Source organism: Dactylosporangium sp. NPDC049742 (assembly GCF_040674675.1).
GTDB lineage: Bacteria > Actinomycetota > Actinomycetes > Mycobacteriales > Micromonosporaceae > Dactylosporangium > Dactylosporangium maewongense.
In genome coordinates this window covers 137,917-162,651 of sequence record NZ_JBFANF010000003.1, presented here as the reverse complement: position 1 = coordinate 162,651, position 24,735 = coordinate 137,917, and the positions used below count along the sequence as shown (strand labels likewise).

Annotated in this window: 22 protein-coding genes and 1 pseudogene; 16 read left to right on the top strand and 7 right to left on the bottom strand. The window is 71.8% G+C overall.

What is annotated here, in order from left to right:
- Positions 1 to 83: 83 nt before the first annotated feature.
- The 4 genes and pseudogenes from AB0J72_RS06065 (at position 84) to AB0J72_RS06050 (ending at position 5,331) form a co-directional block, all read left to right on the top strand.
- Positions 84 to 887, top strand: a complete 804-nt coding sequence (locus AB0J72_RS06065; RefSeq protein WP_363394901.1) for an SGNH/GDSL hydrolase family protein — start codon at positions 84 to 86, stop codon at positions 885 to 887.
- 193 nt (positions 888 to 1,080) lie between these two features.
- Positions 1,081 to 1,383: pseudogene (locus tag AB0J72_RS06060) on the top strand (AMP-binding protein); the annotation flags it as partial.
- A gap of 112 nt (positions 1,384 to 1,495) precedes the next feature.
- Positions 1,496 to 2,434 (top strand): AraC family transcriptional regulator, encoded by a 939-nt coding sequence (locus AB0J72_RS06055; RefSeq protein WP_363394899.1) that lies wholly within the window; start codon positions 1,496 to 1,498, stop codon positions 2,432 to 2,434.
- A gap of 134 nt (positions 2,435 to 2,568) precedes the next feature.
- A complete protein-coding gene (locus AB0J72_RS06050) occupies positions 2,569 to 5,331 on the top strand; it encodes an AAA family ATPase (RefSeq protein WP_363394897.1) in 2,763 nt (920 codons plus the stop codon).
- Here the strand turns inward: AB0J72_RS06050 and AB0J72_RS06045 are convergent.
- Positions 5,285 to 5,908, bottom strand: coding sequence for a ferritin-like domain-containing protein (locus AB0J72_RS06045; protein WP_363394895.1), 624 nt, complete (start codon positions 5,906 to 5,908; stop codon positions 5,285 to 5,287). The two genes, AB0J72_RS06050 and AB0J72_RS06045, sit on opposite strands and share 47 nt — an antisense overlap.
- 243 nt (positions 5,909 to 6,151) lie before the next feature.
- Here AB0J72_RS06045 and AB0J72_RS06040 point away from each other — a divergent pair, with 243 nt between their 5' ends.
- The 8 genes from AB0J72_RS06040 to AB0J72_RS06005 all read left to right on the top strand — a co-directional run bounded on the left by AB0J72_RS06040 (position 6,152) and on the right by AB0J72_RS06005 (position 13,445).
- Positions 6,152 to 6,457 (top strand): antibiotic biosynthesis monooxygenase, encoded by a 306-nt coding sequence (locus AB0J72_RS06040; RefSeq protein ID WP_363394893.1) that lies wholly within the window; start codon positions 6,152 to 6,154, stop codon positions 6,455 to 6,457.
- A 44-nt stretch (positions 6,458 to 6,501) separates the two neighbouring features.
- Positions 6,502 to 7,506: an alpha/beta hydrolase gene (locus AB0J72_RS06035; protein ID WP_363394891.1), complete on the top strand. Its 1,005-nt coding sequence runs from the start codon at positions 6,502 to 6,504 to the stop codon at positions 7,504 to 7,506.
- Positions 7,503 to 8,126 carry an SAM-dependent methyltransferase gene (locus AB0J72_RS06030; protein WP_363394889.1) on the top strand — a complete coding sequence of 208 codons (624 nt, stop codon included), beginning with the start codon at positions 7,503 to 7,505 and terminating at the stop codon, positions 8,124 to 8,126. The genes AB0J72_RS06035 and AB0J72_RS06030 overlap by 4 nt, the downstream gene beginning before the upstream one ends.
- Positions 8,127 to 8,153: 27 nt before the next feature.
- Entirely contained in the window at positions 8,154 to 9,338 is a 1,185-nt protein-coding gene (locus AB0J72_RS06025) for a low temperature requirement protein A (protein WP_363394887.1), read from the top strand.
- A gap of 102 nt (positions 9,339 to 9,440) precedes the next feature.
- On the top strand, positions 9,441 to 9,983 hold the full coding sequence (locus tag AB0J72_RS06020) for a 2Fe-2S iron-sulfur cluster-binding protein (RefSeq protein WP_363394885.1): 543 nt from the start codon (positions 9,441 to 9,443) through the stop codon (positions 9,981 to 9,983).
- Positions 9,980 to 10,975, top strand: coding sequence for a xanthine dehydrogenase family protein subunit M (locus AB0J72_RS06015; protein ID WP_363394883.1), 996 nt, complete (start codon positions 9,980 to 9,982; stop codon positions 10,973 to 10,975). The genes AB0J72_RS06020 and AB0J72_RS06015 overlap by 4 nt, the downstream gene beginning before the upstream one ends.
- Positions 10,972 to 13,092 carry a xanthine dehydrogenase family protein molybdopterin-binding subunit gene (locus AB0J72_RS06010; RefSeq protein ID WP_363394881.1) on the top strand — a complete coding sequence of 707 codons (2,121 nt, stop codon included), beginning with the start codon at positions 10,972 to 10,974 and terminating at the stop codon, positions 13,090 to 13,092. Before AB0J72_RS06015 ends, AB0J72_RS06010 begins: the two co-directional genes overlap by 4 nt.
- 89 nt (positions 13,093 to 13,181) lie before the next feature.
- Positions 13,182 to 13,445 (top strand): alkylmercury lyase, encoded by a 264-nt coding sequence (locus tag AB0J72_RS06005; RefSeq protein WP_363394879.1) that lies wholly within the window; start codon positions 13,182 to 13,184, stop codon positions 13,443 to 13,445.
- A 117-nt stretch (positions 13,446 to 13,562) separates the two neighbouring features.
- Here the strand turns inward: AB0J72_RS06005 and AB0J72_RS06000 are convergent, their stop codons facing one another.
- Genes AB0J72_RS06000 through AB0J72_RS05985 form a run of 4 tightly spaced genes read right to left on the bottom strand, consistent with a single transcriptional unit; the run spans position 13,563 to position 17,365 of the window.
- Positions 13,563 to 14,444, bottom strand: coding sequence for a dihydrodipicolinate synthase family protein (locus AB0J72_RS06000; RefSeq protein ID WP_363394877.1), 882 nt, complete (start codon positions 14,442 to 14,444; stop codon positions 13,563 to 13,565).
- 19 nt (positions 14,445 to 14,463) lie between these two features.
- Positions 14,464 to 15,894 (bottom strand): FAD-dependent oxidoreductase, encoded by a 1,431-nt coding sequence (locus tag AB0J72_RS05995; protein WP_363394875.1) that lies wholly within the window; start codon positions 15,892 to 15,894, stop codon positions 14,464 to 14,466.
- Positions 15,894 to 16,190, bottom strand: a complete 297-nt coding sequence (locus tag AB0J72_RS05990; RefSeq protein ID WP_363394874.1) for a (2Fe-2S)-binding protein — start codon at positions 16,188 to 16,190, stop codon at positions 15,894 to 15,896. The genes AB0J72_RS05995 and AB0J72_RS05990 overlap by 1 nt, the downstream gene beginning before the upstream one ends.
- The gene (locus tag AB0J72_RS05985) at positions 16,187 to 17,365 is read right to left on the bottom strand and encodes an FAD-binding oxidoreductase (protein WP_363394873.1); all 1,179 of its coding nucleotides are present in this window, start codon (positions 17,363 to 17,365) and stop codon (positions 16,187 to 16,189) included. Before AB0J72_RS05985 ends, AB0J72_RS05990 begins: the two co-directional genes overlap by 4 nt.
- Positions 17,366 to 17,487: 122 nt before the next feature.
- Between AB0J72_RS05985 and AB0J72_RS05980 the strand changes: the two genes are divergently transcribed.
- The 4 genes from AB0J72_RS05980 (at position 17,488) to AB0J72_RS05965 (ending at position 22,258) form a co-directional block, all read left to right on the top strand.
- Complete coding sequence (locus AB0J72_RS05980) at positions 17,488 to 18,234, top strand: GntR family transcriptional regulator (protein ID WP_363394872.1); 747 nt, start codon at positions 17,488 to 17,490, stop codon at positions 18,232 to 18,234.
- 143 nt (positions 18,235 to 18,377) lie between these two features.
- Positions 18,378 to 19,943 carry a GGDEF domain-containing protein gene (locus tag AB0J72_RS05975; RefSeq protein WP_363394870.1) on the top strand — a complete coding sequence of 522 codons (1,566 nt, stop codon included), beginning with the start codon at positions 18,378 to 18,380 and terminating at the stop codon, positions 19,941 to 19,943.
- Between the two features lie 139 nt (positions 19,944 to 20,082).
- Positions 20,083 to 21,234, top strand: a complete 1,152-nt coding sequence (locus AB0J72_RS05970; RefSeq protein ID WP_363394868.1) for a helix-turn-helix domain-containing protein — start codon at positions 20,083 to 20,085, stop codon at positions 21,232 to 21,234.
- A gap of 88 nt (positions 21,235 to 21,322) precedes the next feature.
- Positions 21,323 to 22,258 carry a proline dehydrogenase family protein gene (locus AB0J72_RS05965; protein WP_363394866.1) on the top strand — a complete coding sequence of 312 codons (936 nt, stop codon included), beginning with the start codon at positions 21,323 to 21,325 and terminating at the stop codon, positions 22,256 to 22,258.
- A gap of 19 nt (positions 22,259 to 22,277) precedes the next feature.
- On the opposite strand, the gene AB0J72_RS05960 is transcribed toward AB0J72_RS05965, so the two are convergent.
- A complete protein-coding gene (locus tag AB0J72_RS05960; protein WP_363394864.1) occupies positions 22,278 to 23,642 on the bottom strand; it encodes an aldehyde dehydrogenase family protein in 1,365 nt (454 codons plus the stop codon).
- The gene (locus tag AB0J72_RS05955; RefSeq protein ID WP_363394862.1) at positions 23,639 to 24,640 is read right to left on the bottom strand and encodes a proline racemase family protein; all 1,002 of its coding nucleotides are present in this window, start codon (positions 24,638 to 24,640) and stop codon (positions 23,639 to 23,641) included. Before AB0J72_RS05955 ends, AB0J72_RS05960 begins: the two co-directional genes overlap by 4 nt.
- Positions 24,641 to 24,735: the final 95 nt, after the last annotated feature.

Sequence of the window (24,735 nt, the reverse complement as noted above, 5' to 3'; positions counted from 1 at the left end):
ATTGGCGCGAATGGATCTATCTGCCGCATTCATAGCTTGGTATCAATCTCCGGACACACACCCCCCTACAACAGGAGTGCGACGTGCGGAGATCCCGACTCGTTACCCTCACCCTGAGCCTGGCGGCCGCCCTCGGCGCCACGTTCGCGGCCGCGACGCCCGCCAGCGCCGCCACCACCGGTCGCTACGTCGCCCTCGGCGACTCGTACGCCTCCGGTGTCGGCGCCGACAGCTACACCGCCGAGAGCGGCTCGTGCCAGCGCAGCACCAACGCCTACCCCGCCCTGTACAACACCAACGTCAAGCCCGCGTCGTACCGCTCAGTCGCCTGCTCCGGCGCCACGACCACCGATGTCATCAACACCCAGCTCTCCGCCCTGTCGTCGACCACCACCCTGGTCAGCGTCACCATCGGCGGCAACGACATCGGGTTCTCCAGCATCATGACCACCTGCGTGCTGTACGGCGAGACCGACTGCATCGCGGCCGTGCAAGCCGCCGAGGACAAGGTGCGCAGCCAACTGCCGGCAAAGCTCGCCAGTGTCTACAACGGCATCAAGAGCCGCTCGCCCTCGGCCCGCGTCGTGGTCGTCGGCTACCCCGTCTTCTACCAGCTCGGCACGTTCTGCGTCGGGCTGAGCGCCAACTCCCGCGCGAAAATCAACGAGGGCATCAACCTGCTCGACGACGTCACCAGGACGGCCGCCGCCACGGCCGGGTTCACCTTCGCCGACGTGCGCTCGGTGTTCGTCGGACACCAGCTGTGCAGCTACGGCGAGAAGTGGTTGCACGCGCTCAACTACGCCAACCTCGGCATCTCCTACCACCCCACCGCCGCCGGCCAGTCCGGCGGCTACTACCCGGTCTTCCGCTCCGCCGCCGGCTGACCGGCACTCACGTCCGGGTAGGCCCGCCCGCCCGAACGCACGCAGGTCCGGCACCTCCCCTTCCCCGCCGCCGCAGTGGTCGACTCGCCGCGGGGCTGCGCTCGCTGGGCGTCCGGGCCGGTGACCGGGTGGCATTGGTCGGCGCGAACTCCGACCGGTACCGCCCGGGGCGGACGGGCTCGCCGTCATCGTCATGGGCGACGGGCCCACCCCGCCCGGCACGCAGGCGTTCGAGGACGTCGTCGCCGGTCACTCGCCGATACCCGACACCGAGCGGGGCGGCGAGGAACTGTTCGGTGTCTTCTCCACCGGCCGACCCAAGGGCGTCATGCTCAGCCACACCAACCTGCTGACTTCCGCGTGGGGCTGCCTGGCCACCGGGCAATTCATCACACCAGGCGGCCGGCTGCTGCACGCGGCGTCGATGTTCCACCTGGCCGACCTCGCCACCTGGGTCGCCGGCCTGCTCACCGGCGCGACCCACGTCATGGTCCCGGGCTTCACGCCCGGCGGCACATCGACGGGCGCCCGTCCGCTCGATGGCTTCGGACGGACCGTGACCGGCTCCGCACCAGTACCGGCCGCGATCGAGTGCTTCAATCGGGACCATGGCCCTCGACGAGTTGCGCGAACTCCTTGCCCGCCATGCTCGGATCGACCTGAGCACCCGTATCGGGGATGTCCGCATCTTCCGGGCGGACCGTCCGCACCCGCCGGTACCGACCACGTACGGCAAGGTCGTGGCCCTCGTTGGTCAAGGCACGAAGCGCTTCGCGCTGGGCGACCGCGTGTACGACTACCACGCGGGGCAGTACCTCGTCGCATCGGTCGACATGCCCGTGACCGCCTACTTCGCGAAGGCCAGTCCGGAGCTGCCCGGGCTCGGTGTCGGGTTGGACCTGCACCCGTCCGCCATCGCCGAGCTGCTGTTGCAGGCAGCTCCGGGTGACCTGCCGGACCTGGGCCGCGGCGTCCCGTCCGGGTTGGCCGTCAGCACCGCCTCCGCCGAGCTGGTCGAGGCTTTCGTCCGGCTGCTGCGCCTGCTCGACCGGCCGCGCGACATCAGCGTGCTCGCACCCCTGATCAAGCGTGAGATCCTCTGGCGGCTGATCACCGGTGAGCACGGCGCCATCGTGCGTCAGTTCGGCCTGCCCGACAGCAGCCTCAGCCACATCGCCCGGGCCGTACAGTGGATCCGCGACCACTATGCGCAACCCTTCCGGGTGGAGGAGGTGGCTCAGCAGGCGGGCATGAGCGTCTCTGCCTTCCACCGCAACTTCCAAGCCGTCACCGCGATGAGCCCCATCCAGTTCCAGAAGCAGATCCGGCTGCAGCAGGCCCGGCTGCTGCTGGTCGCAGACCCCGGCGACATCGCCGCGATCAGCCGGCGCGTCGGTTACGAGAGCCCCGCACAGTTCAGCCGCGAGTACCGCCGGCAGTTCGGCCAGCCACCGAGCCGGGACGCCGCCCTGCTGCACGCGCTTCCCGGACCGCCACGCCTGCCTGACCGGACGACTGTTGATCAGAGCTCGCGAAGTCTTGCCTGATCCTGCCTGCGGCCCGACCGGAGTTTCCGGATCATCGACAGGCCGATATAGCGTGCCGGCACATGCTTGCGGTCGCCTGCGCAACAGGGGCCGGCCGATCGGGTAACGGACAACGACAGGCGCGTGAGGTACGTGTGGCCACCATTGGACTCTTCGGACGCCATGCTGAACTCGAGCGGCTCGCCGGCTTCCTCGAAGGCGTCCGGCAGCACGGCGACGCGCTCCTGGTCTGCGGCGACCCGGGGGTCGGCAAGTCCGCCCTGATGACGGCCGCGGCCGAGCTCGCCGGCGCCCGGGGGATGCGGGTGCTGCGCGCTTCCGGCTCCGAGTTCGAGGCCGACGTCAGCTACGCCTGTCTCAACCAGTTGCTTCTGCCCGTGCACGCTGACCTCGAGCGGCTTCCGCCCGGTCCGCGGGAGGCGCTGTCGGTGGCGCTCGGCTTCGGCGCCGGTACACCGCCGGAAGTACTGCTGGTCTGCAATGCGGCGCTGCTGCTCATCACCGAGTTGGCCGCCGACGTGCCGATCGTCCTGCTGGTCGACGACGTGCACTGGATCGACCGGGCGAGCGCCGTGGTCCTGGGCTTCATCACCCGGCGGCTGGAGGACCGCCGCGCCGGCCTGCTGGCGTCGGCCAGAGCGGGGACGGCGAGCTTCCTCGACCGGCGCGGCCTGTCCGAGCAGGTCGTCGAGCCGCTGGACAGCCAGGCGGCCGGACAGCTGGTCGCGGCCAACCATCCGGAGATGCCGGCGCGGGTTCGGCACCGGCTGCTGGACCTCGCGCAGGGTAACCCGCTCGCCCTGATCGAGCTGCCCGCCACGTTGCTGGGCGCCGCGCGGCGCGCGGTGACGCAACCGGAGGTGATCCCACTCAGCGACCGGCTTCAAGGAATCTTCGCCGCGCGCCTCGTGGGCCTGCCGGAACCCACTCGGCAGCTGCTGCTCCTCGCCACCTTCGAGAGCACCGGCGATGTCCGGGTGCTCAGGGCCGCCCTGCCCGACGGGGTGAGCCTGGCCGACCTGGCCCCGGCCGAACGGGAGCAGTTGGTCCGCGTGGACGACGCCACGGCGCGGATCGCGTTCCGGCATCCGCTGATCCGGTCGGCCATCGTGGCGGCGTCCACCCACGAGGAGCGCCGCAAGGCGCACGCCGCCCTCGCCGATGCCCTGACCGACGACCAGGAACGCCGCGCGTGGCACCTGGCGGCGGCCGCTGCCGGCCCGGACGAGATGGTGGCGGAGTTGTTGGAGGCCGCGGCGCACCGGGTGATGCTGCGCGGGGACGCGCTCGCCGCGATCGCCGCCCTGATCCGCGCCGCGGAGCTGAGCACGACGAGCGCGGGACGGGGGCGGCGGCTCGGTGAGGCCGCGTACATCGGTGCGGAGGCCAGCGGCGCCGACGACGCCGAGTCGTTGCTCCGCAATGCCCGACGGGCGGCCCCGGACGCCGCCGGCTCCCTGCACGTGGCCAACGCGGCTGCCTTCCTCATGCTCAACGGCGACGGCGACGTCAACACCGCGCACCGGCTCCTGGTCGGGGCCATCGAGGCCGGCGACCACGGCTACCGGGCCGACGATCCGGCACTGATCGAGGCCGTCCACACCCTGCTGCTGGTGAGCTGGTACGGCAGCACGACGGAGTACTGGGAGTCCTACTTCCGGGTGCTGCGCAGACTGCGGCCTGGGCCGCCGGAGGTCCTCGCGCTGGTCAGCGAGACTTTCCCCGATCCGGTACGCACCGGTGCGGCGGCGCTGCCGCGGATCGACGCGATCCTGCGGTCGCTCGCCGACGAGGCCGATCCCACCCGGATCATGCGGATCGGCACGGCCTCGGTCTATCTGGACCGGCTGGGCGACTGCCGCGAGTCCTCCTGGCGCCTCGTCCGGCAGGGACGCGACGGTGGGCCGCCCCGCCGGCACCTCGGCGCCCTGATGCATCTGTGCCTGGACGACTTCCTGGTCGGCCGGTGGGACGAGGACGAGGAACTCGCCCTGGAAGGGCAACGGATCTGTGACACCAGCGGCTTCCCGTTCTTCGCGTGGTACTTCCGGTACAACCGGGCGCTCGTCGCCGCCGGCCGGGGCCGTTTCGACGAGGCGTACGCGCTCGCCGACGAGATCACTCACTGGGCGCTGCCTCGCGGCGTGTCCGCCGCGGCCCTGTTCGCTCATCAACCGCGCGCGCTGGCGGCGTTGGGACAGGGAGACTACGAAGCCGCCTTCCGGCACGCCGCCGCCATGAGCCCGCCCGGCGTCCTGGCCGCGCACGTGCCGCACTGCACCTGGGTCATGTTCGACCTGGTCGAGGCGGCGGTGCGGACCGGGCGCACGGTCGAGGCCAGGGCACACGTCGAGGCGATGCGGGCCGCGGACGTGGGGGCGTTGTCGGGCCGGATGGCCCTTGTCCAGGCCGGCGCCGAGGCGCTGGTCCTCGACGGCGACGAGCCGATGACCCGCCTGGAGGCGCTGCTGGCCGGGCCCGCCGCAGAGCGCTGGTTGTTCGACGTCTCCCGGGTCCGGCTGTCGTTCGGCGAGAGGCTGCGCCGCGCCAGGTTGTCAGCGCAGGCTCGCCGGCACCTGCTCGCCGCGTACGACGGCTTCGCCGCCATGGCGGCCGAGCCGTGGCTCGCGCGCACCCAGGCCGAGTTGCGGGCCGCCGGGCACCGGACGGCCCGGCAGCCGGCGGGTGAGCTGACCGCCCTGACGGCACAGGAACGCCAGATCGCCCAGCTGGCGGCGAGCGGCCTTACCAACAAGCAGATCGCGGAACGGCTGTACCTCTCGCACCGCACGATCGGTGCCCACCTGTACCGGATCTTTCCCAAGCTCGGCGTCACGTCACGCGCCGGCCTCAGGGACGCCCTTCCGCCGGTTGCTGGTGGGAAGACTGGGCGCTGAGCTGGCCCGCCTGGCTTTCCTTGTCCTCCAGCAGCCGCTCCAGCAACCGCCTGGTGGTGGGATCGTCGTCGCCCACCCAGCGCACTGCCTCCTGCAGTGTCTGGACGAGGATCCGCACGCCGACGAGGTTCTGCGTCACGATGCCGGTGAGGTCGCCGTCGGGGAATGCGCGGAAGGCGATTCGGGACCGGGCACTCAGGTGCTGCGGTTCGTACTCGCCGACGGCGCCGAGGTGCCCGATCCGCGCCGCGAGGAGTCGCGCGCTGCTGCGGTCCCGGTCGGCGCAGGCGCAGAGAAAGTCCGCGAGGGGGCGCGCCGAGGGCGCGGGGACGGCCTGAGCGTGCTGCTCGTACTGCAACGAGGACACGATCAGACTGGCCAGCAGCTCGTTGAGCAGCCGCGTGGTCGCCGTCAGGTCGGCGCGGTTCGACGGCGTCACCGGCCCGTCGTCCAGGTCGAACAACGCGCGGTCGCGGACCTCACGCGTGCGCAGCACGGCCGGCTGCGACGCGGGGTGTTCCCGTCCTGAAGGCATCGTCACGGCTTCGATGGTTGAGCACGGCACGCCGCGGTGCATCTGTCAGATGACCTAAGACCCGGGGTTCACCGGCCTGTCCACCCCTGCTGAGCGGCCCCGGCAACCGCGAATCCGGGGTTGCCGCGGTCCCACGGCGGAGACCGGTGGTCGGCTGCACGGCCGGACTTGTTAGGTCACCAGCCGCGTCCACCGGATTCCTCGAAGTCAGATGACTGAACGGGATCCGCCCGGGCGCTCAGAGAGTGGAGCTGCGACAAGCGGAACCAATCGAGGAGTTGCCCGATGACCATCAACCACGGCTTCCACGCCACCATGACCGCGCAGCCCGGCCGGGGCGACGAACTGGTCCACCTCCTGCTCGACGCACCGACGCTGGACAACGACGACTGCGTCGTCTTCCTGGTCGGCCGCTCGGCCGGCAACCCCGACGTCGTCCACGTCACCGAAGGCTGGACCACTCCGGAGGCGCACAGCAGATTCTTCGCCACCGCCCAGGCCCAGGACCTGGTGGCGAAGCTCCAGCCGCTGCTGGCCGGCGAGTCGCAGTACACCGACGAGGTACCGGTCGGCGGCAAGGCCGCGATCTGAGCACCCGCTCCTCCCTCGACGAACCCACAGGACAGGACTCCACCATGACTCAGCAACGTCCCCCGTTCGACCCCGAGCTGGGCAGGCTCCTGGCCGAGATGCCGCTCCTGGCGGAACTCGACACCGAGGTTCTCGCCCAGATCCGCCCGTTCTCGTCGGTTCCCGTCGAAGCCGCCCTCGCGGGCCGCGCCGTCCACCGGCACGAGGTCAGCGTCACCGATACGGGCGGTACCCCGATCACACTGTCGATCTTCAGCCCGGCCGGTACCGGTCGTCCGGCCGACGCACCCTGCGTGTACTGGACGCACGGTGGTGGCATGGTCATGGGTGACCGCTTCGCCCAGATCGACATCCCGCTGGACTGGCTCGAAGCGTTCGGCGCCGTCGTGGTTTCCGTGGAATATCGGCTGGCGCCCGAAGCCACTGGCACGAGCCTGGTCGACGACTGCTACCGCGGCCTGCTCTGGGTCGCCGAGCACGCCGGCGAGCTCGGCATCGATCCGGCCCGCATCGTCGTGGCCGGGGCCAGCGCCGGCGGTGGCCTCACCGCCGGAGTCACCCTGATGGCACGCGACCGCGGCACCCCGGCGTTGGTGGCCCAGGTGCTGATCTGCCCCATGCTCGACCACCGCAACAACACCGTCTCCAGTCGGCAGTACGCCGGCGGGCCGGGCGTCTGGACCCGCGAGATGAACGAGTTCGGCTGGCGGTCGGTGTTGGGCGACCTCGATCCTGACGCCGTGCCCGGCTACGTTTCCCCGGCACTCGCCGACGACTTGTCCGGCTTGCCCGCCACCTACGTCGACGTCGGTACGGCGGAGGTCTTCCGCGACGAGGACGTCGCCTACGCCACCCGCATCTGGGCCGCCGGCGGCCAAGCCGAGCTGCACGTCTGGGCCGGCGGCTGGCACGGCTTCGACGCGCTGTACCCGCACGCGCGGCTGTCGGTGGCGGCGCGCCGTACCCGCACCGCATGGCTCTCCCGGATCCTGGTGCCGGCCGACGCGGCGCCGGTTGCGCACGACGCCAAGCAAGGGGACGTGCGATGACCTCCGAGCACCGTGCCGCGTTCCTGCGCGAGTTTCTGCGTGACCCGTTCACCGTCGCCGCCGTCGCCCCGAGTGGCGTGCCGCTGGCCGACCTCATCACCTCGCCCGCACCGCGCAGCGGCGACCCGGTGGTCGTCGAGCTCGGCCCCGGCACCGGCGCGTTCAGCGGCGCCGTCCAACGGCGGCTCGCCGGTCGCGGGCACCACATTGCCGTCGAGGTCAACGAACGGTTCGCGGGCCTGCTGGCAGCCCGGTACCCGCAGATCGACGTCGCTGTCGCCGACGCCCGCAATCTCCGCGAAGTGCTGGCCGAACGCGGTCACCGGCACGCGGACGTGATCGTGAGCGGGCTGCCGTGGGCGGCGTTCGCCGGTGGCCAGCAGGACGAGCTGCTGGGCGCGGTCACCGACACCCTCGCCCCCGACGGCGCGTTCACCACCTTCGCCTACACGCTCGCCCGCTGGGCCCCGCCCGCCCGCCGGCTGCGCCGGTCCCTGGGCGCCCGGTTCGAGGAGGTCGTGGCCAGCCGGACGGTGTGGGCCAACGTGCCGCCGGCCTTCGTCTACTTCTGCCGACGGCCCCGGGTGCCGGCACAGCAGCGGGCCCTGATCCCCGCCTAGCAGCGGCGCAGAATAGGAGACGTGCCCATGACGCGGCACAGAGTCGCGCGGGCCGTGCGGCCGGCCGACGAGGGTCACCGGGCGACACCGTTCGAGCTCTTCTTCGACCTGGTGTACGTCTTCGCGACGACGCAGATCACTGCCTATCTTGCCCACGAGCGCACCGCATATGGCGTGTTGCAGGGGTTGCTGGTGCTCGCGCTGCTGTGGGGGACCTGGTCCGGCTACACCTGGCTGGGCAACTACTCACGGGCCGACCAGGGTCCGCTGCGGGCGGGCATGGCCGTCGCGATGGCGGCCATGTTCGTGGTCGCCCTGGCCATCCCCGAGGCGTGGCACGACGTGCCCGGCGGCCTGCCCGGACCGCTGGTGCTGGTGTGCGCCTACCTGCTCGTCCGGGCGGTGCATCTCACGGTCTACGCCGTGGCCGCGACCGGTGACGCTGGACTACGGCATCAGATCACCATCACCTGGCTGCCGCTGTTGGTGGGCGCAGTCCTGTTGGTGGCCGGGGCGCTGCTGGGCGGCTGGATCCAGCTGCTGCTGTTCGCCCTCGCCCTGCTGGTGGACTGGGCCGGCATCTACCTCACCGCCCGGCGCGGCAACTGGCGGCTGCTCAGCCCGGCGCACCTGACCGAACGACACGGCCTGTTCATCATCCTGGCCCTCGGCGAGTCGGTCGTCGCGATCGGTGTCGGTGCGGCCGGCCAGCCGGTCAGCGTGTCGCTGCTGGTCGCCGCCGTGCTCGGCGTCGGCGTCGCCGTCTGCCTCTGGTGGCTGTACTTCGACGTGGTGTCGTCCGCGGCCGAGCGCCGCCTCCTCCAGGCGCGTGACCGGGCCCGGGTCAGCCTCGCCGTCGACGCCTACACGTACGGGCACTTCCCCCTCGTCGCCGGCATCGTGCTCACCGCACTCGGTGTCGAGGGGGTGCTGGCCCACGCCGGCGACACCTGGGCGATGGGCGCCTGGTACGCGCTGCCGCTCTTCGGTGGCGCGGCGCTCCACCTCGGTGGGCATCTGCTGTTCGCGTACCGCATGCACGGTGTGCTGAGCGTGCCCCGGCTGGTGACGGCCGGAGTCCTTCTCGCGGCCGTTCCGGCTGCCGCGGCCCTGCCCCCGATGGCCGGACTGGCCGGCCTGGTCGCCGTCCTGACCGTTCTGATCGTCGTCGAGACGACCCGGTACGCACGGCGGGCGGGCGAGGAGGAATAGGCAAGCATCCGCAATCAACGGACAAGATCCTCCCCTCGGTAACTGCTTGAATCAATTGTTCGCGGCAACGCACCTTCGCCGCGGACGTCGAGAGGAAACGCGATGACCGGAACCCTCAGCAGCGATATCACGCTGCACGTAAACGGCACCGACCACGAGCTCACTGTGGACAATCGCAGGACACTGCTCGACGCACTACGGGAGAACCTCGGCCGGACCGGGCCGAAGAAGGGCTGCGACCACGGCCAGTGCGGCGCCTGCACGGTGCTGCTCGACGGCCGGCGGGTGGTGTCCTGTCTGACCCTGGCGGTCGCCGCCGAAGGCGCCGCCGTGACCACCGTCGAAGGCATTGCCGGCGACGGGGCCCTGGGCCCGATCCAGCAGGACTTCGTCCGGCTCGACGGTTTCCAGTGCGGGTACTGCACACCCGGGCAGATCTGCTCGGCTGTCGGGATGCTGGCCGAGTACGCGGCCGGCCGGCCCAGTGCGGTCACCGCCGACGTCTCGCCGGACGGCCCGGCGCGCGAGCTGGACACCGCGGAGGTGCGCGAGCGGATGAGCGGCAACCTGTGCCGCTGCGGTGCGTATCCCTCGATCGTGCGCGCGGTGCTCGAGACCGCCGCCCGCGAGGAGGCAGTCCGATGAGGGAGTTCGCGTACCAGCGTGCGATCCAGGTCCGCGAGGCACTCACGGCGGTCGCGGAGCACGCCGGCGCCCGCTACCTGGGCGGTGGCACGAACCTCGTCGACCTGATGAAGGACGGGGTCGAGGCGCCGACCCGGTTGGTGGACGTCCGGCATCTCCCGCTGGACGGTGTCAGCGAGACACCGGACGGTGGACTCGTAATCGGGGCGACCACGACCAACAGCGACGCCGCCGCCCATCCCGAGGTCCGGCGCCGGTATCCGGCGCTGACCCAGGCCGTCCTGGCAGGCGCGTCGGGGCAGCTCCGAAACATGGCTACGGTGGGCGGCAATCTCCTGCAGCGAACCCGGTGCCCCTACTTCGCCGATCTCGCGCAGCCGTGCAACAAGCGCGTTCCCGGCAGCGGCTGTCCCGCGATCGCCGGGGAGCACCACAACCACGCGATCCTGGGCCGGTCCGACCACTGTGCGGCGACTCACCCCTCGGACATGGCGGTGGCGCTGGCCGCCTTCGACGCGGTGGTGCGCTACGAGACTCTGAACGGCCCCGGTGAGATCCCCCTGTCACGGTTCTACCTGCCGGTCGGTGACCGCCCGGACCGCGAGACGGCGTTGCCGCCCGGCGCGCTGATCACCGCGGTCGTCCTGCCCGGACTCGCGGTCGCCCGGCGGTCGCGGTACCGCAAGGTGCGCGAGCGGGCGTCGTACGCCTTCGCGACGGTCTCTGTCGCCGCCGCCCTCGATGTCCACGACGGTCTGGTGCGCGACGTGCGGATCGCCCTCGGCGGCGTGGCGTCGCGGCCCTGGCGCGCCCGCGCTGCCGAGGAGTTCCTCCGGGACGGACCCGCCACCGCCGACCGGTTCCGGCTCGCCGCCGAGGTGGAATTGGCAGCCGCGGAACCGCTCCGCGACAACGGATACAAGGTGGCCCTGGCCCGCAACCTCATCGAAGCCGTGCTCAGTGAGCTGGCCGGAACGGAGATCGAGCGATGAGCGGCGAACCGATCACCGGTGCCGTCGGTGCGCCGCGCCCACGGATCGAGGGGCCGCTCAAGGTCACCGGCACCGCCCGCTACGCCGCGGACGTCCCCATGCCGGGCCTGGCCCACGGCTGGATCGTGACGGCCACCGTGTCCCGGGGGCGCCTGCGCGCCATCGACACGTCCGCCGCGCTCGGCATGCCCGGCGTGCTGGGTGTCCTCGACCACCGCGATGCACCCCGCCTCAACCCTGAGGCCGGCAACTACTTCGGTCCCGACGGCAGCCTGCGACTGCTGCAGGACGACGTGATCCCGTACGCGGGCCGGCCGATCGCCCTCGTGCTGGCGGAGACCCTGGAGCAGGCCCGGGCGGCGGCAGGGGCCATCCGCGTCGACTACGACGTGCAGCCGCACGACGTGGACTTCCACCTCGACCATCCGGCTTCCCGTCCGGCGTCGACCGCGTTCGGGCCGGAGGCGGACACCGGCGACGTGGACGCGGAACTGGCCGCCTCCGCGGTCGTGGTCGACGAGCGTTACCGCACGCCGGAGGAGTGCCACAGCGCCATGGAACCCCACGCCGCAACAGCGTGGTGGGAGGACGGACATCTGTACGCCGTGGACTCCAACCAGGGTGCGTTCAGTGTGTCCCAGGTTCTGGCCGCGTTGTGGTCCATCGACCGGGACCGGGTGCATGTCCGCTCCGAGCACGTCGGCGGCGGCTTCGGCGGCAAGGGTCTGTGTGGCCCGCAGGTGATCCTCGCCGCGATGGCCGGCGAGCGCTTCGAGCGTCCCGTGCGGGTCACCCTGACCCGGGAGCAGGTCTTCGAGGCGACCGCGTCGCGGCCGCCGACCGACCAGCAGGTCCGCATCGGCGCCGACGCCGACGGCCGCCTGCGCGCCGTCCACCACCGGGCGGCGTACGCCCTCTCACCCCTCGCGGAGTACATCGAGTGGTGCACCGAGCAGGCCAAGATCCTGTACGCGGCACCGGCGATCCGCACGCAGCTCACCGCGGTGCCCCTCGACGTCCTGCCGCCGGCCTCGATGCGGGGACCCGGTGCGACGCCCGGCTCGTTCGCCCTGGAGTCCGCCATGGACGAGGTTGCCGAACGGCTGGGCCTTGACCCGCTCGAACTGCGCCTGCGCAACCAGCCCACCGCGGCCCCCGTCTCGGGGCGCCCGTTCAGCAGCCGGCGTCTGATCTCCTGCCTGCAGGAGGGCGCACGCCGGTTCGGCTGGACGGCGCGCGACCGGCACCCCCGGACCCGGCGTGAAGGTTCGCTGCTGATCGGCAGCGGCATGGCCGCAACCTCGTTCAGCGCCGGGGTGTTCCCGTCGACCGCCTCGATCACCGCCGAGACCGACGGCACGTTCACGGTCGGCATCGACGCGAGTGACATCGGCACCGGCGCCCGTACCGCCCTGACCGCGGTCGCCGCCGACGCGCTCGGGGTCGGCACAGAGCAGATCCGGATCCGGATCGGCGACAGCGACCTCGGCATGGCCTGGGGCGCGGGCGGCTCCCGCGGGACGACCTCCTGGTCGTTCGCCATCATCGAGGCCGCCAAAAAGCTGCGAGAGAGTCTGGACGACCCGGCACGTCCGGTGACCGCGACGATGGACACCTCGGCGTTGATCGACTACCAGCCGGCCCGGGAACGGCAAACGTTCAGCGCCGTCTTCGCGGAGGTGACCGTCGACCCGGCCACCGGCGAGGTACGGGTACGCCGGTTGCTCGGGATGTTCGCGGTGGGCCGGGTGATCAACCCGATGCTGGCCCGCAGCCAGGTGGTCGGCGGGATGATCATGGGCTTGTCCATGGCCCTGCACGAGGAGAGTGTCCGGGACCCGGGAACCGGCCGGCAGGTCAACGGCGACTTCGCCGGCTACCACATCGCCGCGCACGCCGACGTGCCCGACGTCGAGGCCGACTTCGTGGCCGACTACGAACCGCAGGACCCGTCCGGATTCAACGGCCTCGGCGAGATCGGCACGGCCGGCACTGCGGCGGCGATCGCCAACGCCGTCTGGCACGCCACCGGCAGACGGCAGCGGAGCCTGCCCATCCGCCTGGACCGGGTGCTGGAGGCGGTCCCCGCGCAGCCACCGGCGGCGCCGTTGCATTGAGCGCTGGCACGATCGAGGCAGACCTGAGCGGTGAAGTCATCGATGGTGGCGAGTTGGGCGATCGTTGGCACAGGGTTGACACTGGTGGGGTGATCGTGGAGCTGCGCGCGGTGCCGGACTGCCCGAACCTGGACGCCACGCGGGACCTGTTGCGCGCATGCCTGGTGGAGGCCGGCCTGCCGGTGACGGTGCTCGAGCGGATCGGGGACTACCCGTCGCCGTCGGTGCTCGTCGACGGGCGTGACGTCACCGGCGCCGACCCGCACGGCCCAGCCGCGTGTGTGCTGCGCCCGCCGACCGGTGAGCAGATCCGTGCCGCCCTGCGCGCGGCGGCGACCGGGCCCGGCGCTTGAGTCGGGAACGGCGGCCGCCCCGGTTCGGCTGGGTCTGCGTCGGCGGCGACGCAGGGCGGCCCGGGTGAGGCGATCAGGGCGGCTCCCGGGGTCCGCTGAGCGCGTCGGTGTCGGCGTTCATCGCATGCCTGTCGCAAGCGCGCGTTCGGCGGCTGCACGGACCGCCGCGTCGTGCTCCGGCAGCAGCGGCATGCGGGGAGGGCGGCAGACGCCTCCGCGGTGTCCCGTGAGGTCCATGGTGAGTTTGATCGCCTGGACGAACTCGGTCCTCGCATCCCAGCGCAGCAGCGGGTGCAGCGTCCGATACAGCGACAGTGCCGTGTGCTGATCGCCGCTGACGGCGGCTCGGAACAGTCGCACGCAGGCTTCCGGCAGCGCGTTCGGGAAGCCCGCGATCCAGCCGGTCGCCCCGGCCAGGGCCATCTCGACCACGAGATCGTCGGTGCCGATCAGCACGTCCAGTTCGGGGGCCAGCTCGGCGAGCTGATAGCCGCGACGTGCGTCACCGCTGAACTCCTTGACCGCGACGATGGAGCCCTCGGCATGCAGTCGCGCCACCAGCTCCGGGGTGAGGTCGACGCGGGTGTCGTAAGGGTTGTTGTACGCCACCACCGGTAGGCCCACCTTGGCCACCTCGGCGAAGTGCGCGAGCACGGCACGCTCGTCGGCGCGGTAGGCGTTGGGAGGGAGCAGCAGCACGGCGTGCGCTCCGGACTCAGCGGCCTGTTCGGCCCAGCGCCGCGCGTCGCGGGCGCCGTAGGCGGCGACGCCGGGCACGACGGAGAATCCGTCCGGGGCCGCGGCGACCGCGGCGCGCACCACGTCGGCGCGTTCGCGTTCGTCGAGCACCTGGTACTCGCCCAGGGAACCGTTGGGCACGACACCGTCGCAGCCAGCATGCGCGAGCCAGCGCACGTGCTCTGCGTAGCCGTCCAGGTCGACGGACAGGTCGTCCCGGAACGGCAGTGCGGTCGCTACGACGACACCGTGCCAGGGCATGGTTGCCATGGTGGTTCTCCTAGGGTTGGGGTGCGGACGGATCTGGTGCGGCGTCTGCGAGCAGTCGCAGCGGCACCGGCTGGGCGATGGGCCGGTTGGCCCAGGTCGCGAGGTCCGCCGGCGACGGCGGCCGTCCTCCGTGGTGGCTGATGAGCGTGGACACCGCGTGCGCACAGACGCGTCCTTGGCACCAGCCCATGCCGGCTCGGGTGAGCAGTTTGCCGGTCCGCGGTTGGGTGGCGCCGTCCTGCTCGACGGCCGCGCGCACGCGTTCGGCGGGGACCTCCTCGCAGCGGCAGACGATCGTCTCCGGCGTGAGCCAGTCGACCCAGCCGGCAGGGATCCGGTAGACGTCATGCATGGCGGCGGCGAAGCGGCGCAGTGCGGTCCGCCGGGACAGCAACCGGCGGGGCACCCGGCTCGGCTTCCCGGCGCCGGCTCGGATCGCGAGGCCGGCGATGACGCCTTCCACCTCGGACAGTGCCGCGCCGCCGATACCGGTCACCTCGCCGGCGGCGTAGACCGACGGCACAGTCGTGCGCTGCTCGGTGTCGACGTCGGCGACCACGCTGCCGTCGACGTCGACCCGCGTGGCGCAACCGAGCTGCACCAGCAGCTCGGTCTGCGGCGTGAACCCGTAGCCGATCGCCACGGTGTCGCACGGCATACGGCGCCGGGTGCCCGGCACAGGATTGCCGGCGCGGTCCAGTCGTGCGACCGTGACCGCGGCGAGTTGGGTGTCCCCGTGCGCGGCGACGACCGCCCAGCCGTTGTGTGTCGGGATGCGGTGGCGCAGCAGTGTCGCGTGGTGTCTCGCGGCCTCGACGAGCTTGCCGGCGTTCTGTGCGAGGGTCGTCGCGTGGCGTAGAAACCGGCCGGTGCGCGCAGCCTCGTAGACCCCGACGACGGTGGCGCCGGCCCGGCCCAGCCCGGCGGCGACCGGCAGCAGGAACGGTCCCGATCCGGCGACCACCACCCGCTGGCCCGCGAGCACGAGGTTTCCTTTGAGCAGCGCCTGCGCTGCGCCGGCGGTGAGCACTCCGGGGAGATCCCAGCCGGGGAACGGCAGTTGCCGGTCGTAGCCACCGGTGGCGATCAGCAGCGCCCGCCCGCGGATCGTGACGCCCACGGGTCGGCGTGGGTCGGTTACGGCACGCACAGTGATCAGGCCGTCCGCTTGTTCCACCGACCAGACGTGGTGGTCGGGTAGGTGGGTGACTCCGGGTAGACGGGCGAGGCGATCGCGTAGGGCGGAGAAGTGCCGCCAGCCGTGGTGCAGCGCCTGCGGGCGGGTGGCGTGGAACGTGGCCGGCGCGTGACGGTGGTACTGCCCGCCCAGGCGCGGTCCGGCGTCGACGAGTGCCACCCGGAGACCGGCCTGCCCGATGGTGTGGGCGCCGGCCATGCCGGCCGGGCCGGCGCCGATGACGACCGCGTCGTAGGTCGTCATCACATGGTCCCGGTGTGCACGACGTCGCCGGGGCGGGCCTCGATCTGGCATGCGCGCAGCGCCGGACTGTCGTTGACGGTCATCAGGCAGTCGAAGCAGATCCCGATGCCGCAGAACATTCCTCGGCGGCGGCCGGTGCCGCGGGTGTGCCGGGTGCTGCGCCACCCGGCCGCCCACAGCGCGGCACCGATCGTCTGCCCTGGGACGGCGCGCACCGGCTGGTCGTCCACGATGATCTCGAATGGCGGATCAGGGTCGGCCTGGACGAGCCGCCAGGGCTCGGGTGGTGGATTCACATCGCCTCCTCGGTGGGCGCACCGTCTGCCGGGTCGCTGAACCGGTCGGGCCGGAACGGATACAGGTCGAGGGTCGGCTCGGCGCCGGTGAGCACCTGGCCGATGAGGTGGCCGGAGGCAAGGGCGAGCCCGATCCCGGCGCCCTCGTGGCCGCACGCGTGCAGCAGTCCTGGCACTCGGGGGTCTGCTCCCAGCGCCGGCAGGTGGTCCGGCATGTACGGCCGGAAGCCCAGGTAGGCCCGGATGACCGAGACGTCGGCGAGCACGGGGAACAGCTCCGTCGCGTGTCTGGCGAGCCGTGCCAGCACCGGGATCGGCATGGCGCGGTCGAACCCGACCCGCTCCCGGCTGGCGCCGATGAGGACGGTCCCGGCGCGGGTGCCCTCGATGACGGGTGACACCTGCAGGTCGGTGGAGTCGCTCATGACGTCGGTCGTGTAGCCGGCGCTGTACACCTTGTGCCGGACGATCGCCGGTAGCGGCTGTGTGACGAGGATGCATCCGCGTCGCGGGAGCACCGGCATCCGTACACCGGCGAGCGCGGCCATCTGGCCTGCCCAGACGCCCGCCGCGTTGACCACGAACCCCGCCGGGATCGTGCCGCCCGGCGTGCTGACGCCGATCACCCGTCCGTGCCCGTCACGACGCATCGCGATCACCGGAGTGTCGGGGTGGATGGTGGCTCCGCGTTCACGGGCGAGGCGGAGCAGCAACGCGGCGGCAAGCATCGGCTGCACCTGGGCGTCCTGCGGGTATCGGACCGCACCGGCGAGCCCCGGGGCCAGGTGCGGCTCGAGTTCGGCCAGGTCGTCCGCCGTGACGACCTGGGTCTGCACGCCGCCGGCTCGCTGCTCGGCGGCGAAGCGGCGCAACGCCTGCAGGTCTGCCTCGCCGGCCGCGACCACCAGGCCGCCCTTCGGCTCGTACTCGATGGCGTCGCCGTGCTCGGCGCCGAGCTGCCGCCACAGTGTGCTGGACAGCATGGCGAGGTCGAGCTCTGCCCCTGGGCCTTTGTCCGAGACGAGGATGTTGCCTTCCCCCGCGCCGGTCGTGCCGCCGATGACCGGTCCACGATCGAGCACCGCCACCCGAAGGCCCGCGCGTGCCGCGGCGAAGGCGCAGGCAGCGCCGACGATTCCGGCGCCGATCACCACCACATCGGTTCCACGAGCCACATCCGACACAGCAGTAATATGTCACACACTACTGATGTCCACAACATCCCGTGCGGCCGGGACCCCGCATGTCCACCGTGCCGGGAGTAGGCGAAAATGCCAGGACACCAAGCACATCGAGGGTGGAAGGTGGCACGCAGATGAGTCCGGGAGATCCATCGGAGGCGGGCGGACCCGCCGGCCTCGGCCTGCCGGTCATGCGTCACCGTCGCAGCCTCCGAGAGGACATCGCCCAAGCGCTCCGGGCCGCCATCATCGCCGGGCGGCTGCGCCCGGACGTGCTGTATTCCGCACCCACGCTGGCGAGCGAGTTCGGCGTGTCCCCCACGCCGGTGCGCGAGGCGATCCTCGACCTCGCGAAGGAAGACCTGATCTCCATCGCCAAGAACAAGGGCTTCCGGGTCAACTCCATCTCCGACGAGGAGCTGGACGAGATCACCCAGATCCGCGAACTGCTCGAAGTACCGACCGTCGCGGGACTCGCCGGCCGGCTGACCGACGAACAGCTCGGAAACCTGCAGTCGCTGGCAGACACCATCGTCGCGGCGGCGCAAAGGTCAGACGTCGTCGGATACATCGAGGCCGACACCGCGTTCCACCTGACGTTGCTCGGCTTCGCCGGTAACGCGCGACTGACCGCGCTGGTCGCCGACCTGCGCAACCGCAGCCGGCTCTACGGTCTCGGCACGCTGCTGAACGAGGGCACGCTGATCGACTCGGCGAACGAACATCTGCAGCTGGTGGAGCTGCTGCGCGGCAAGAACGAACGCGCGATCGGGAAACACCTCCGCGGCCACCTGCGGCACGTCCGCGGAATCTGGGCGGATCGCCCCGAAACCACCCATCCGCTCCCCGTCGTTCCGAACTGACGTCGCCGTGCGACACGCAACGCCGGCCGGGGATCGGATCAGGTGGGCGCTCAGGTGCGGCCGGACCCCGCCGATGAGCTGATCGCCGTGTAGCCCTGAGCTCCCGGTGCGGCAGGAAGGCCCGAAGCGGACGAGGTGATCCGATGAGCGCGGTGCAGCCCCCGGAGCAACGAACGGCGTTTCGAGCCTTCACCGCGGTGTCAGCCGTCATCGGTGTCGCCGTCCTGGTGCTGTCCGGGACGCAGTGGGCCGAGAAGGTCGGCCGGCCGCACGTGCTGCAGATGGACGCGGCCGCTGTCGCATTGACCGCGCTCGCGCTCGCTGTGCTCGCCCGATCGCCGCTGGTGATGTCGGGCCTGCGCGCCGAGGTGACGATGCTGCTCGACACCACGGTGTACGTCGTCGTGGCGCACATCGTGCCGTTCAGCGTCGCCGTGCAGTGCGTCGCCGTCGGGATGATCGTCGCGTGCTGGACCCTGTCCATGAACACCATGGTCAGGATCGCTCACCTCACCGCCGCGACGGCGGTGTGGGCAGGTGTCATCGCGGTCAAGCCGCTCGTGGAGATGTGGCTGAGCGGCTTTCCTCAGCTCCTTGCCAGCACGCTGGTGCTGGGCGTGCTCGGTGAGACCGGCACGCTCGCCGTCGTCGCCGTGACCGCCTACTTCGCTCGCGGCCGCAACCCGGTGGCGCTGTTCACCGCGAGCGTCGGCGTCGAGTTCCTGGTCGGGTGCGCGCAGGGCGCGCTGGCGTGCCTGACGGTCGCGATCTTCCGCGCCGCGCCGGCCGCCACGCCGCTGCTCATCGTGCCGATCGGGATGCTGATGGTGATCTCCCGTGCGCTGGTCCGCTCACAGCTGGCCAACATTCGCAGCACGGTGCTCTCAGACGCCGTGCTGCACCTGCAACGGTGCACGGACCCGGTCGCGATCCAGCACGCCACGCTCGACTACGCGGCACGCATGCTGCGCTCCAGGCACACCGTGTACACCGACAGGCCGGCCGCCAAGGGCGAGATCTGCGCGGTGGTCCACCAACCGGACGACACACCGCTGCGGCTGCTCGCCGAACCACGCACCACCAACGAACGGTTCCGCGCCGAGGACGAGCAGGCGCTGGCCGCCCTCGCCGCGACCTCGTCCGCCGCGCTGCGGACCATCGATCTCATCGCCACCATGCGCTGGCGGGCCATGCACGACGCGCTGACGCAGCTGCCCAACCGGGCACTGTTCCTGGAGCGCGCCGACGACGCCCTGGCCCGACGCCGGCAGGACGAGGCGGTCGCGATCCTCTTCGTGGACCTGGACGGGTTCAAGGCGGTGAACGACACGCTGGGGCACGACGTGGGCGACATCCTGCTGCAGCAGACAGCCACCCGCCTTGCCGAGATCGTCCAGGCACCGAACACGGTCGCCCGGCTCGGCGGCGACGAGTTCTGCGTGCTGCTGCGCGACGTCGTCGCACCCGCGGTCATCGACGGCATCGTCGACGACATCTGCCGGCGCGTCGCCGAACCCGTCGTCGTCGCCGGGCGGCAGGCACGTGTCGGCGCGAGCATCGGCATCGCGATCGCGCCGGACGACGGCACCACCACCTCCGCGTTGATGCACCATGCCGACGAGCGGATGTACAGCCGCAAGCGCTCCCGGCGCGGCGCCGCGACAGCCGCGTCGGACACCGGTCAGCTGTCGCAGACCGCAGCGCCGTAGCGTCCGTCCTGCGGTATCGCGCCGGGCCGCGGATACAGTGGGCGCCGGGACGCCGGTCCGCTCATCCGGGCGCGTAGCAGCGAGGTCCGTGGTGTCTAGCCCCGGCCGCGGCGGTTCCGCGACGGCATCGAGGGGCGCTGTGCACGACGAGATCGACGAGCTGGTCGACGACCTGGCGGCGGAGGCCGGGCTCGCCGTGCAGCTCACCGACACCAACTTCAACTCCCTCACCTTCGGCCCTCACCGCGGCGAAGTCGACTGGATCCGGCGCGAGACACTGCTGACCCGGACCACGTCGGCCGAGATCCGCCGGTATCTGGACACCTTCAACGTGCGCACCGCCATGGGACCGCTGCACATCCCGGCCGACCCGTCCCGCGACACGATGGCCCGGCTGGTCGTGCCGGTCCGCGGCAACGGGCGCACGGTGGGCTTCCTGTGGTTTCTCGACGACGGCACCGCCGCGCAGCCGGCCGTCCTCGACCGGATCGTCGTGGCCGCCGAACGGCTCGGCCGGCTCCTCACCCGTGACGCGCACCGCCAGCAGCTCGTCGCCGACCGGCTGCGCGACCTCGTCGGCGAGCACGAACCGAGCCGGCAGGAGGCGATCCGGTTCTTCGAGGACCAGGGCTGGTCCGCCCGACGGGTGGCGGTGACGGTCGCCGCGGCCGTCGATCCGGTGGCACAGCCGATGGACCACACGGCGGTCACCGAGGCGTTGGACGCGCCGCGGGGCCTGGACCGGAAGGTGCTGCGGGCCGTCCACGACGACGCTGTCGTGCTGCTCACCCCCGCGCCGGCCGCGGACGACCCGCGCCGCACGGCCGAACGCGCACTGGATGTCCTCGCCACGGGCGGTGTCGCCGGCTGGGTCGCCGGGGTCGGCGGCGGGCATCCGACGCTCGCCGGTGCGGCGGACAGCTACCGGCAGGCGCGCTGCGCGCTGCGGGTGGCCCGGTCGATGCCCGAACACCGCCCGATCGCCGACTGGCCGCGGCTGGGGGCGCTGCGGGTGCTCACGCTGCTGCCCGTCCAAGCGCTCCGGCAGGCGATCGAACCGCGGCTGCTGCCGGTCCTCGCCGACGCCACCCTCGTCGAGACGCTGCGCACGTACCTCGTCGAGGCCGGCGACATCCGTCGCACCTGCGCCGCGCTCCACGTGCACCGCGGCACCGTCTACTACCGGCTGCGCAAGATCGAGCAGCTGTCGCAGCTGTCCCTTCGCGACGGCGACGATCGGCTCACCATCCACACGAGCCTGCACATGGCGCGGCTCGCCGGCATGGCCTGACCGGCGTTCGACAATTGTCGAAAACGTGCCCGGCACCGTTCGACAGCCGGCGATAGCCCGAGCGCCGGGGCGAACCTACGGTGAGCTCATGCCGAACCAGCTGCTGCTCGCCGCATCCCGTAGCCCGCGCACCCGCACGGCGGTGTCGCGTCTCCGCCTCACCCGGCGGCTGGTCGACCGGTTCGTCGCCGGCGAACGCGAGCAGCAGGTCGTCTCGGTGGCGGACCGGCTGGTCCGGGCCGGCCTCACCGTGACGGTCGACCACCTCGGGGAGGACACCCGCACGGCGCAGCAGGCACGGGCGACCCGCGACGCGTACACCGCGCTGCTGGCGGCGCTGCACAGTGCTGGTCTCGCCGCGGCGGCGGAGGTGTCGGTGAAGCTGTCCGCGCTCGGCGCCGCGGTCCCCGGCGACGGCGGCCGGTACGCGGACGAGTACGCCCATGATGTCTGCGCCGCCGCGGCCGCCGTCGGCACGACGGTCACGTTCGACATGGAGGACCACACCACCGTGGACACCACCCTGGCGATGGTCGGCCGGCTGCGCCAGCGGTTCCCCTGGGTCGGCGTGGCGGTGCAGACCTACCTGCGGCGCACCGCGGCGGACTGTCAGGATCTCGCGTTTCCGGGTAGCCGGGTGCGCCTGGTGAAGGGCGCGTACGCCGAACCCGCCTCCGTGCTCGTCCGTAACGCACGGGAGGTCGATGCGGCGTACCGTGCGTGTCTGGAGACGCTGCTGCGCGCCGGCGCCTATCCGATGGTCGCCACGCACGATCCGGCGCTGATCGCCCACGCCTCGGCGCTGACCGGTGAGCTGTCCGTGCCGTCGGACGGATACGAGTTCCAGATGCTGTACGGCGTCCGTTCACAGGAGCAGCTGCGGCTCGTGCAGGCCGGCCACCGGATGCGGGTGTACCTGCCGTACGGCGACGACTGGTACGGCTACTTCATGCGCCGTCTCGCCGAACGGCCCGCGAACCTCCTGCTCCTGACGCGTTCCCTGCTGCCCGGCGCGCACCGATGACATCCGTGCCCGCGGCGGGTCAGCCGGGCTGGACGGTCACCGTGCGCACCGTGGTGTAGAAGTCCATCGCCGCCTTGCCCTGTTCCGGCGGGCCGTAGCTGGAGGCCTTGACGCCCCCGAACGGCAGGTGGAAGTCGACGCCGGTGCTCGGCGCGTTCACCTTCACCAGCCCGGTCCCGAGCTCCTCCACGAATCGCAGCGCGTGTCCCAGGTCGGTGGTGTAGACCGCGCTCACGAGCCCGTACGCACCGCTGTTGGCCATCGCCACCGCGGTCGGCACATCCGCGGCCGACTGCAGCAGGCAGAACGGACCGAACGTCTCGTGCCGCGCCAACGCATGGCCTTCGGAGAGCCCGCCGACGAGGATCGGCGCGACCAGGTTGTCCGATGCGGTGCCGCCCGCCAGCACGGTGCCTCCCGACTGGCGGGCCTCACGGGCCGCGGCGAGCATGCGGCCGCGGGCCGCGTCGTCGATCACCGGGCCGCACATGGTCTTGGGGTCGCCGGGATCCCCGCACGGCAGCTCGTCGATCGCCATGAGCAGCGCCTCACGCAGTGGCTCGCTCGCCGCGCCGACGCCGATGATCCGGCGCGTGGCCGTGCACTTCTGTCCCGCGTAGCCGTAGGCAGCGGCCACGATGTGCCGGGCGGCCCGGTCGAGGTCGGCGTCCGGCAGGACGATCGCCGGGTTGTGCCCGCCCATCTCCGCCTGCACCGGGACGCCGGTGGTGACCGCGCGCGCCGCCACCACCGTTCCGGCCTGCACCGAGCCGGTGAAGGACACCACGTCGGTGGTGGAGGTCAGCACCTGGCCTTCGCTCGCATGCCCGGGGACCACCTCGACGAGCCCGTCCGGCAGGGGGCCGGCCAGCAGTTCGAACAGCCGCATGGCGCACGCGGTCGCCTGCGGCGCGGGTTTCAGCACGACCGCGTTGCCCGCGGCGAGCGCGGGCGCGGCCTTCCACAGGGGGATGGCGAACGGGAAGTTCCACGGCGTGATGAGCCCGGCGACACCGAGCGGGCGGCGGCGGGTGTACAGCAGCCCCGTCCCGGTCGGCTCGTGTACGGCACCCGCCGGGTCGAAGACCTGTTGCGCGTAGTACCGCAGGATCGCCACGGTCCGGTCCACTTCGGCGGTCGCCTCGGTGATCGGTTTGCCGACCTCCCGGACGGCGAGCGCGATGAGCTCGTCCCGGGCCGCGTGCACCCGTCCGGCCGCCTCGGTGAGCGCGGCGGCGCGTTCGCCGGCGCGGCATCCGCCCCATTCGCGCTGCGCCAGGCGGGCCCGCTCCACGGCGGCGACGACGCCGCCCATGCCGGCGGCGGGAACGGTGACGACGACGTCGTCGGGTTGTTGTGGTGATCGGCTCTGCACGGATCTCACAGCAGGAAACCCTTCGGGAATGGGTCGGTCGGGTCGAGCAGGTACTGCGCGGTCGCGGTGATCCAGGCGCGGCCGGTGATCGCCGGGACGACCGCGGGCCGACCGGCCACGGTCGTCGCCGCGACGAGCCGTCCGGTGAACTCGCTGCCGATGAACGACTCGTTGCGGAACTCGGCGTCCAGCGGCAGCTCGCCGCGGGCGTGCAGCTGGGCCATGCGCGCGCTGGTGCCGGTGCCGCACGGGGACCGGTCGAACCAGCCTGGATGGATCACCATCGCGTGCCGCGACCGTTCGGCGTCCGAACCCGGCGCGGCGAGGTACACGTGCCGGCAGCCGGCGATGCCCGGATCCTCGGGGTGGACGGGTTTGCGCTGCTCGTTGACCGCCGCCATGACCGCGAGTCCGGCATCGAGGATGCTGCCGGCGGCGCTGCGTTCGAAGGGCAGTCCCAACCGCTCCAGCGGCAGGATCGCGTAGAAGTTGCCGCCGTACGCCATGTCGTAGCGGACGTCGCCGTGCCCGCCGACGGTGACGGTCAGGTCCGCCGCGTCCAGATATGCCGGCACGTTGGTGAGGGTGACGGCGGTGGCGGCGCCGTCCTGGACGTGCACGTCGACGACGACGAGGCCGGCGGGGGTGTCCAGGCGGATCGTGGTGACCGGTTCCACCACCGGCACCATGCCGGTCTCGACCAGCACGGTCGCGACGCCGATCGTGCCGTGCCCGCACATCGGCAGGCAGCCGGACACCTCGATGTACACCACGCCCCAGTCCGCGTCCGGGCGGATCGGCGGTTGCAGGATCGCACCGCTCATCGCGGCGTGGCCGCGCGGCTCGAACATCAGCAGGGTCCGCACGTGGTCAAGGTGTTCGATCACGTATCGGCGGCGCTCAGCCATGCTGTTGCCGGGAATCACACCGACTCCCCCGGTGATCACCCGGGTCGGCATGCCTTCGGTGTGCGAGTCGACGGCGTGGAACATGTGTCTGGAACGCATCGGGTGGCCTCCGCGGCGCTGGTTCGGTCGTGACGGTGCTGGGGGTCGTCGGTGGCTCGGCGGTTCGTCCGTGGGGCCCGGCACGGCGGTCAGCG

Bases quoted from the DNA above. Each gene is read 5' to 3' on its own strand.
- AB0J72_RS06030 (WP_363394889.1), top strand. From the start codon at position 7,503: ATGACCTCCGAGCACCGTGCCGCGTTCCTGCGCGAGTTTCTGCGTGAC.
- AB0J72_RS05995 (WP_363394875.1), bottom strand. From the start codon at position 15,894: ATGACGACCTACGACGCGGTCGTCATCGGCGCCGGCCCGGCCGGCATG.
- AB0J72_RS06010 (WP_363394881.1), top strand. From the start codon at position 10,972: ATGAGCGGCGAACCGATCACCGGTGCCGTCGGTGCGCCGCGCCCACGG.
- AB0J72_RS06055 (WP_363394899.1), top strand. From the start codon at position 1,496: ATGGCCCTCGACGAGTTGCGCGAACTCCTTGCCCGCCATGCTCGGATC.
- AB0J72_RS06025 (WP_363394887.1), top strand. From the start codon at position 8,154: ATGACGCGGCACAGAGTCGCGCGGGCCGTGCGGCCGGCCGACGAGGGT.
- AB0J72_RS06020 (WP_363394885.1), top strand. From the start codon at position 9,441: ATGACCGGAACCCTCAGCAGCGATATCACGCTGCACGTAAACGGCACC.
- AB0J72_RS06040 (WP_363394893.1), top strand. From the start codon at position 6,152: ATGACCATCAACCACGGCTTCCACGCCACCATGACCGCGCAGCCCGGC.
- AB0J72_RS06015 (WP_363394883.1), top strand. From the start codon at position 9,980: ATGAGGGAGTTCGCGTACCAGCGTGCGATCCAGGTCCGCGAGGCACTC.
- AB0J72_RS06035 (WP_363394891.1), top strand. From the start codon at position 6,502: ATGACTCAGCAACGTCCCCCGTTCGACCCCGAGCTGGGCAGGCTCCTG.
- AB0J72_RS05955 (WP_363394862.1), bottom strand. From the start codon at position 24,640: ATGCGTTCCAGACACATGTTCCACGCCGTCGACTCGCACACCGAAGGC.
- AB0J72_RS05975 (WP_363394870.1), top strand. From the start codon at position 18,378: ATGAGCGCGGTGCAGCCCCCGGAGCAACGAACGGCGTTTCGAGCCTTC.
- AB0J72_RS06000 (WP_363394877.1), bottom strand. From the start codon at position 14,444: ATGCCCTGGCACGGTGTCGTCGTAGCGACCGCACTGCCGTTCCGGGAC.
- AB0J72_RS05965 (WP_363394866.1), top strand. From the start codon at position 21,323: ATGCCGAACCAGCTGCTGCTCGCCGCATCCCGTAGCCCGCGCACCCGC.
- AB0J72_RS06045 (WP_363394895.1), bottom strand. From the start codon at position 5,908: ATGCACCGCGGCGTGCCGTGCTCAACCATCGAAGCCGTGACGATGCCT.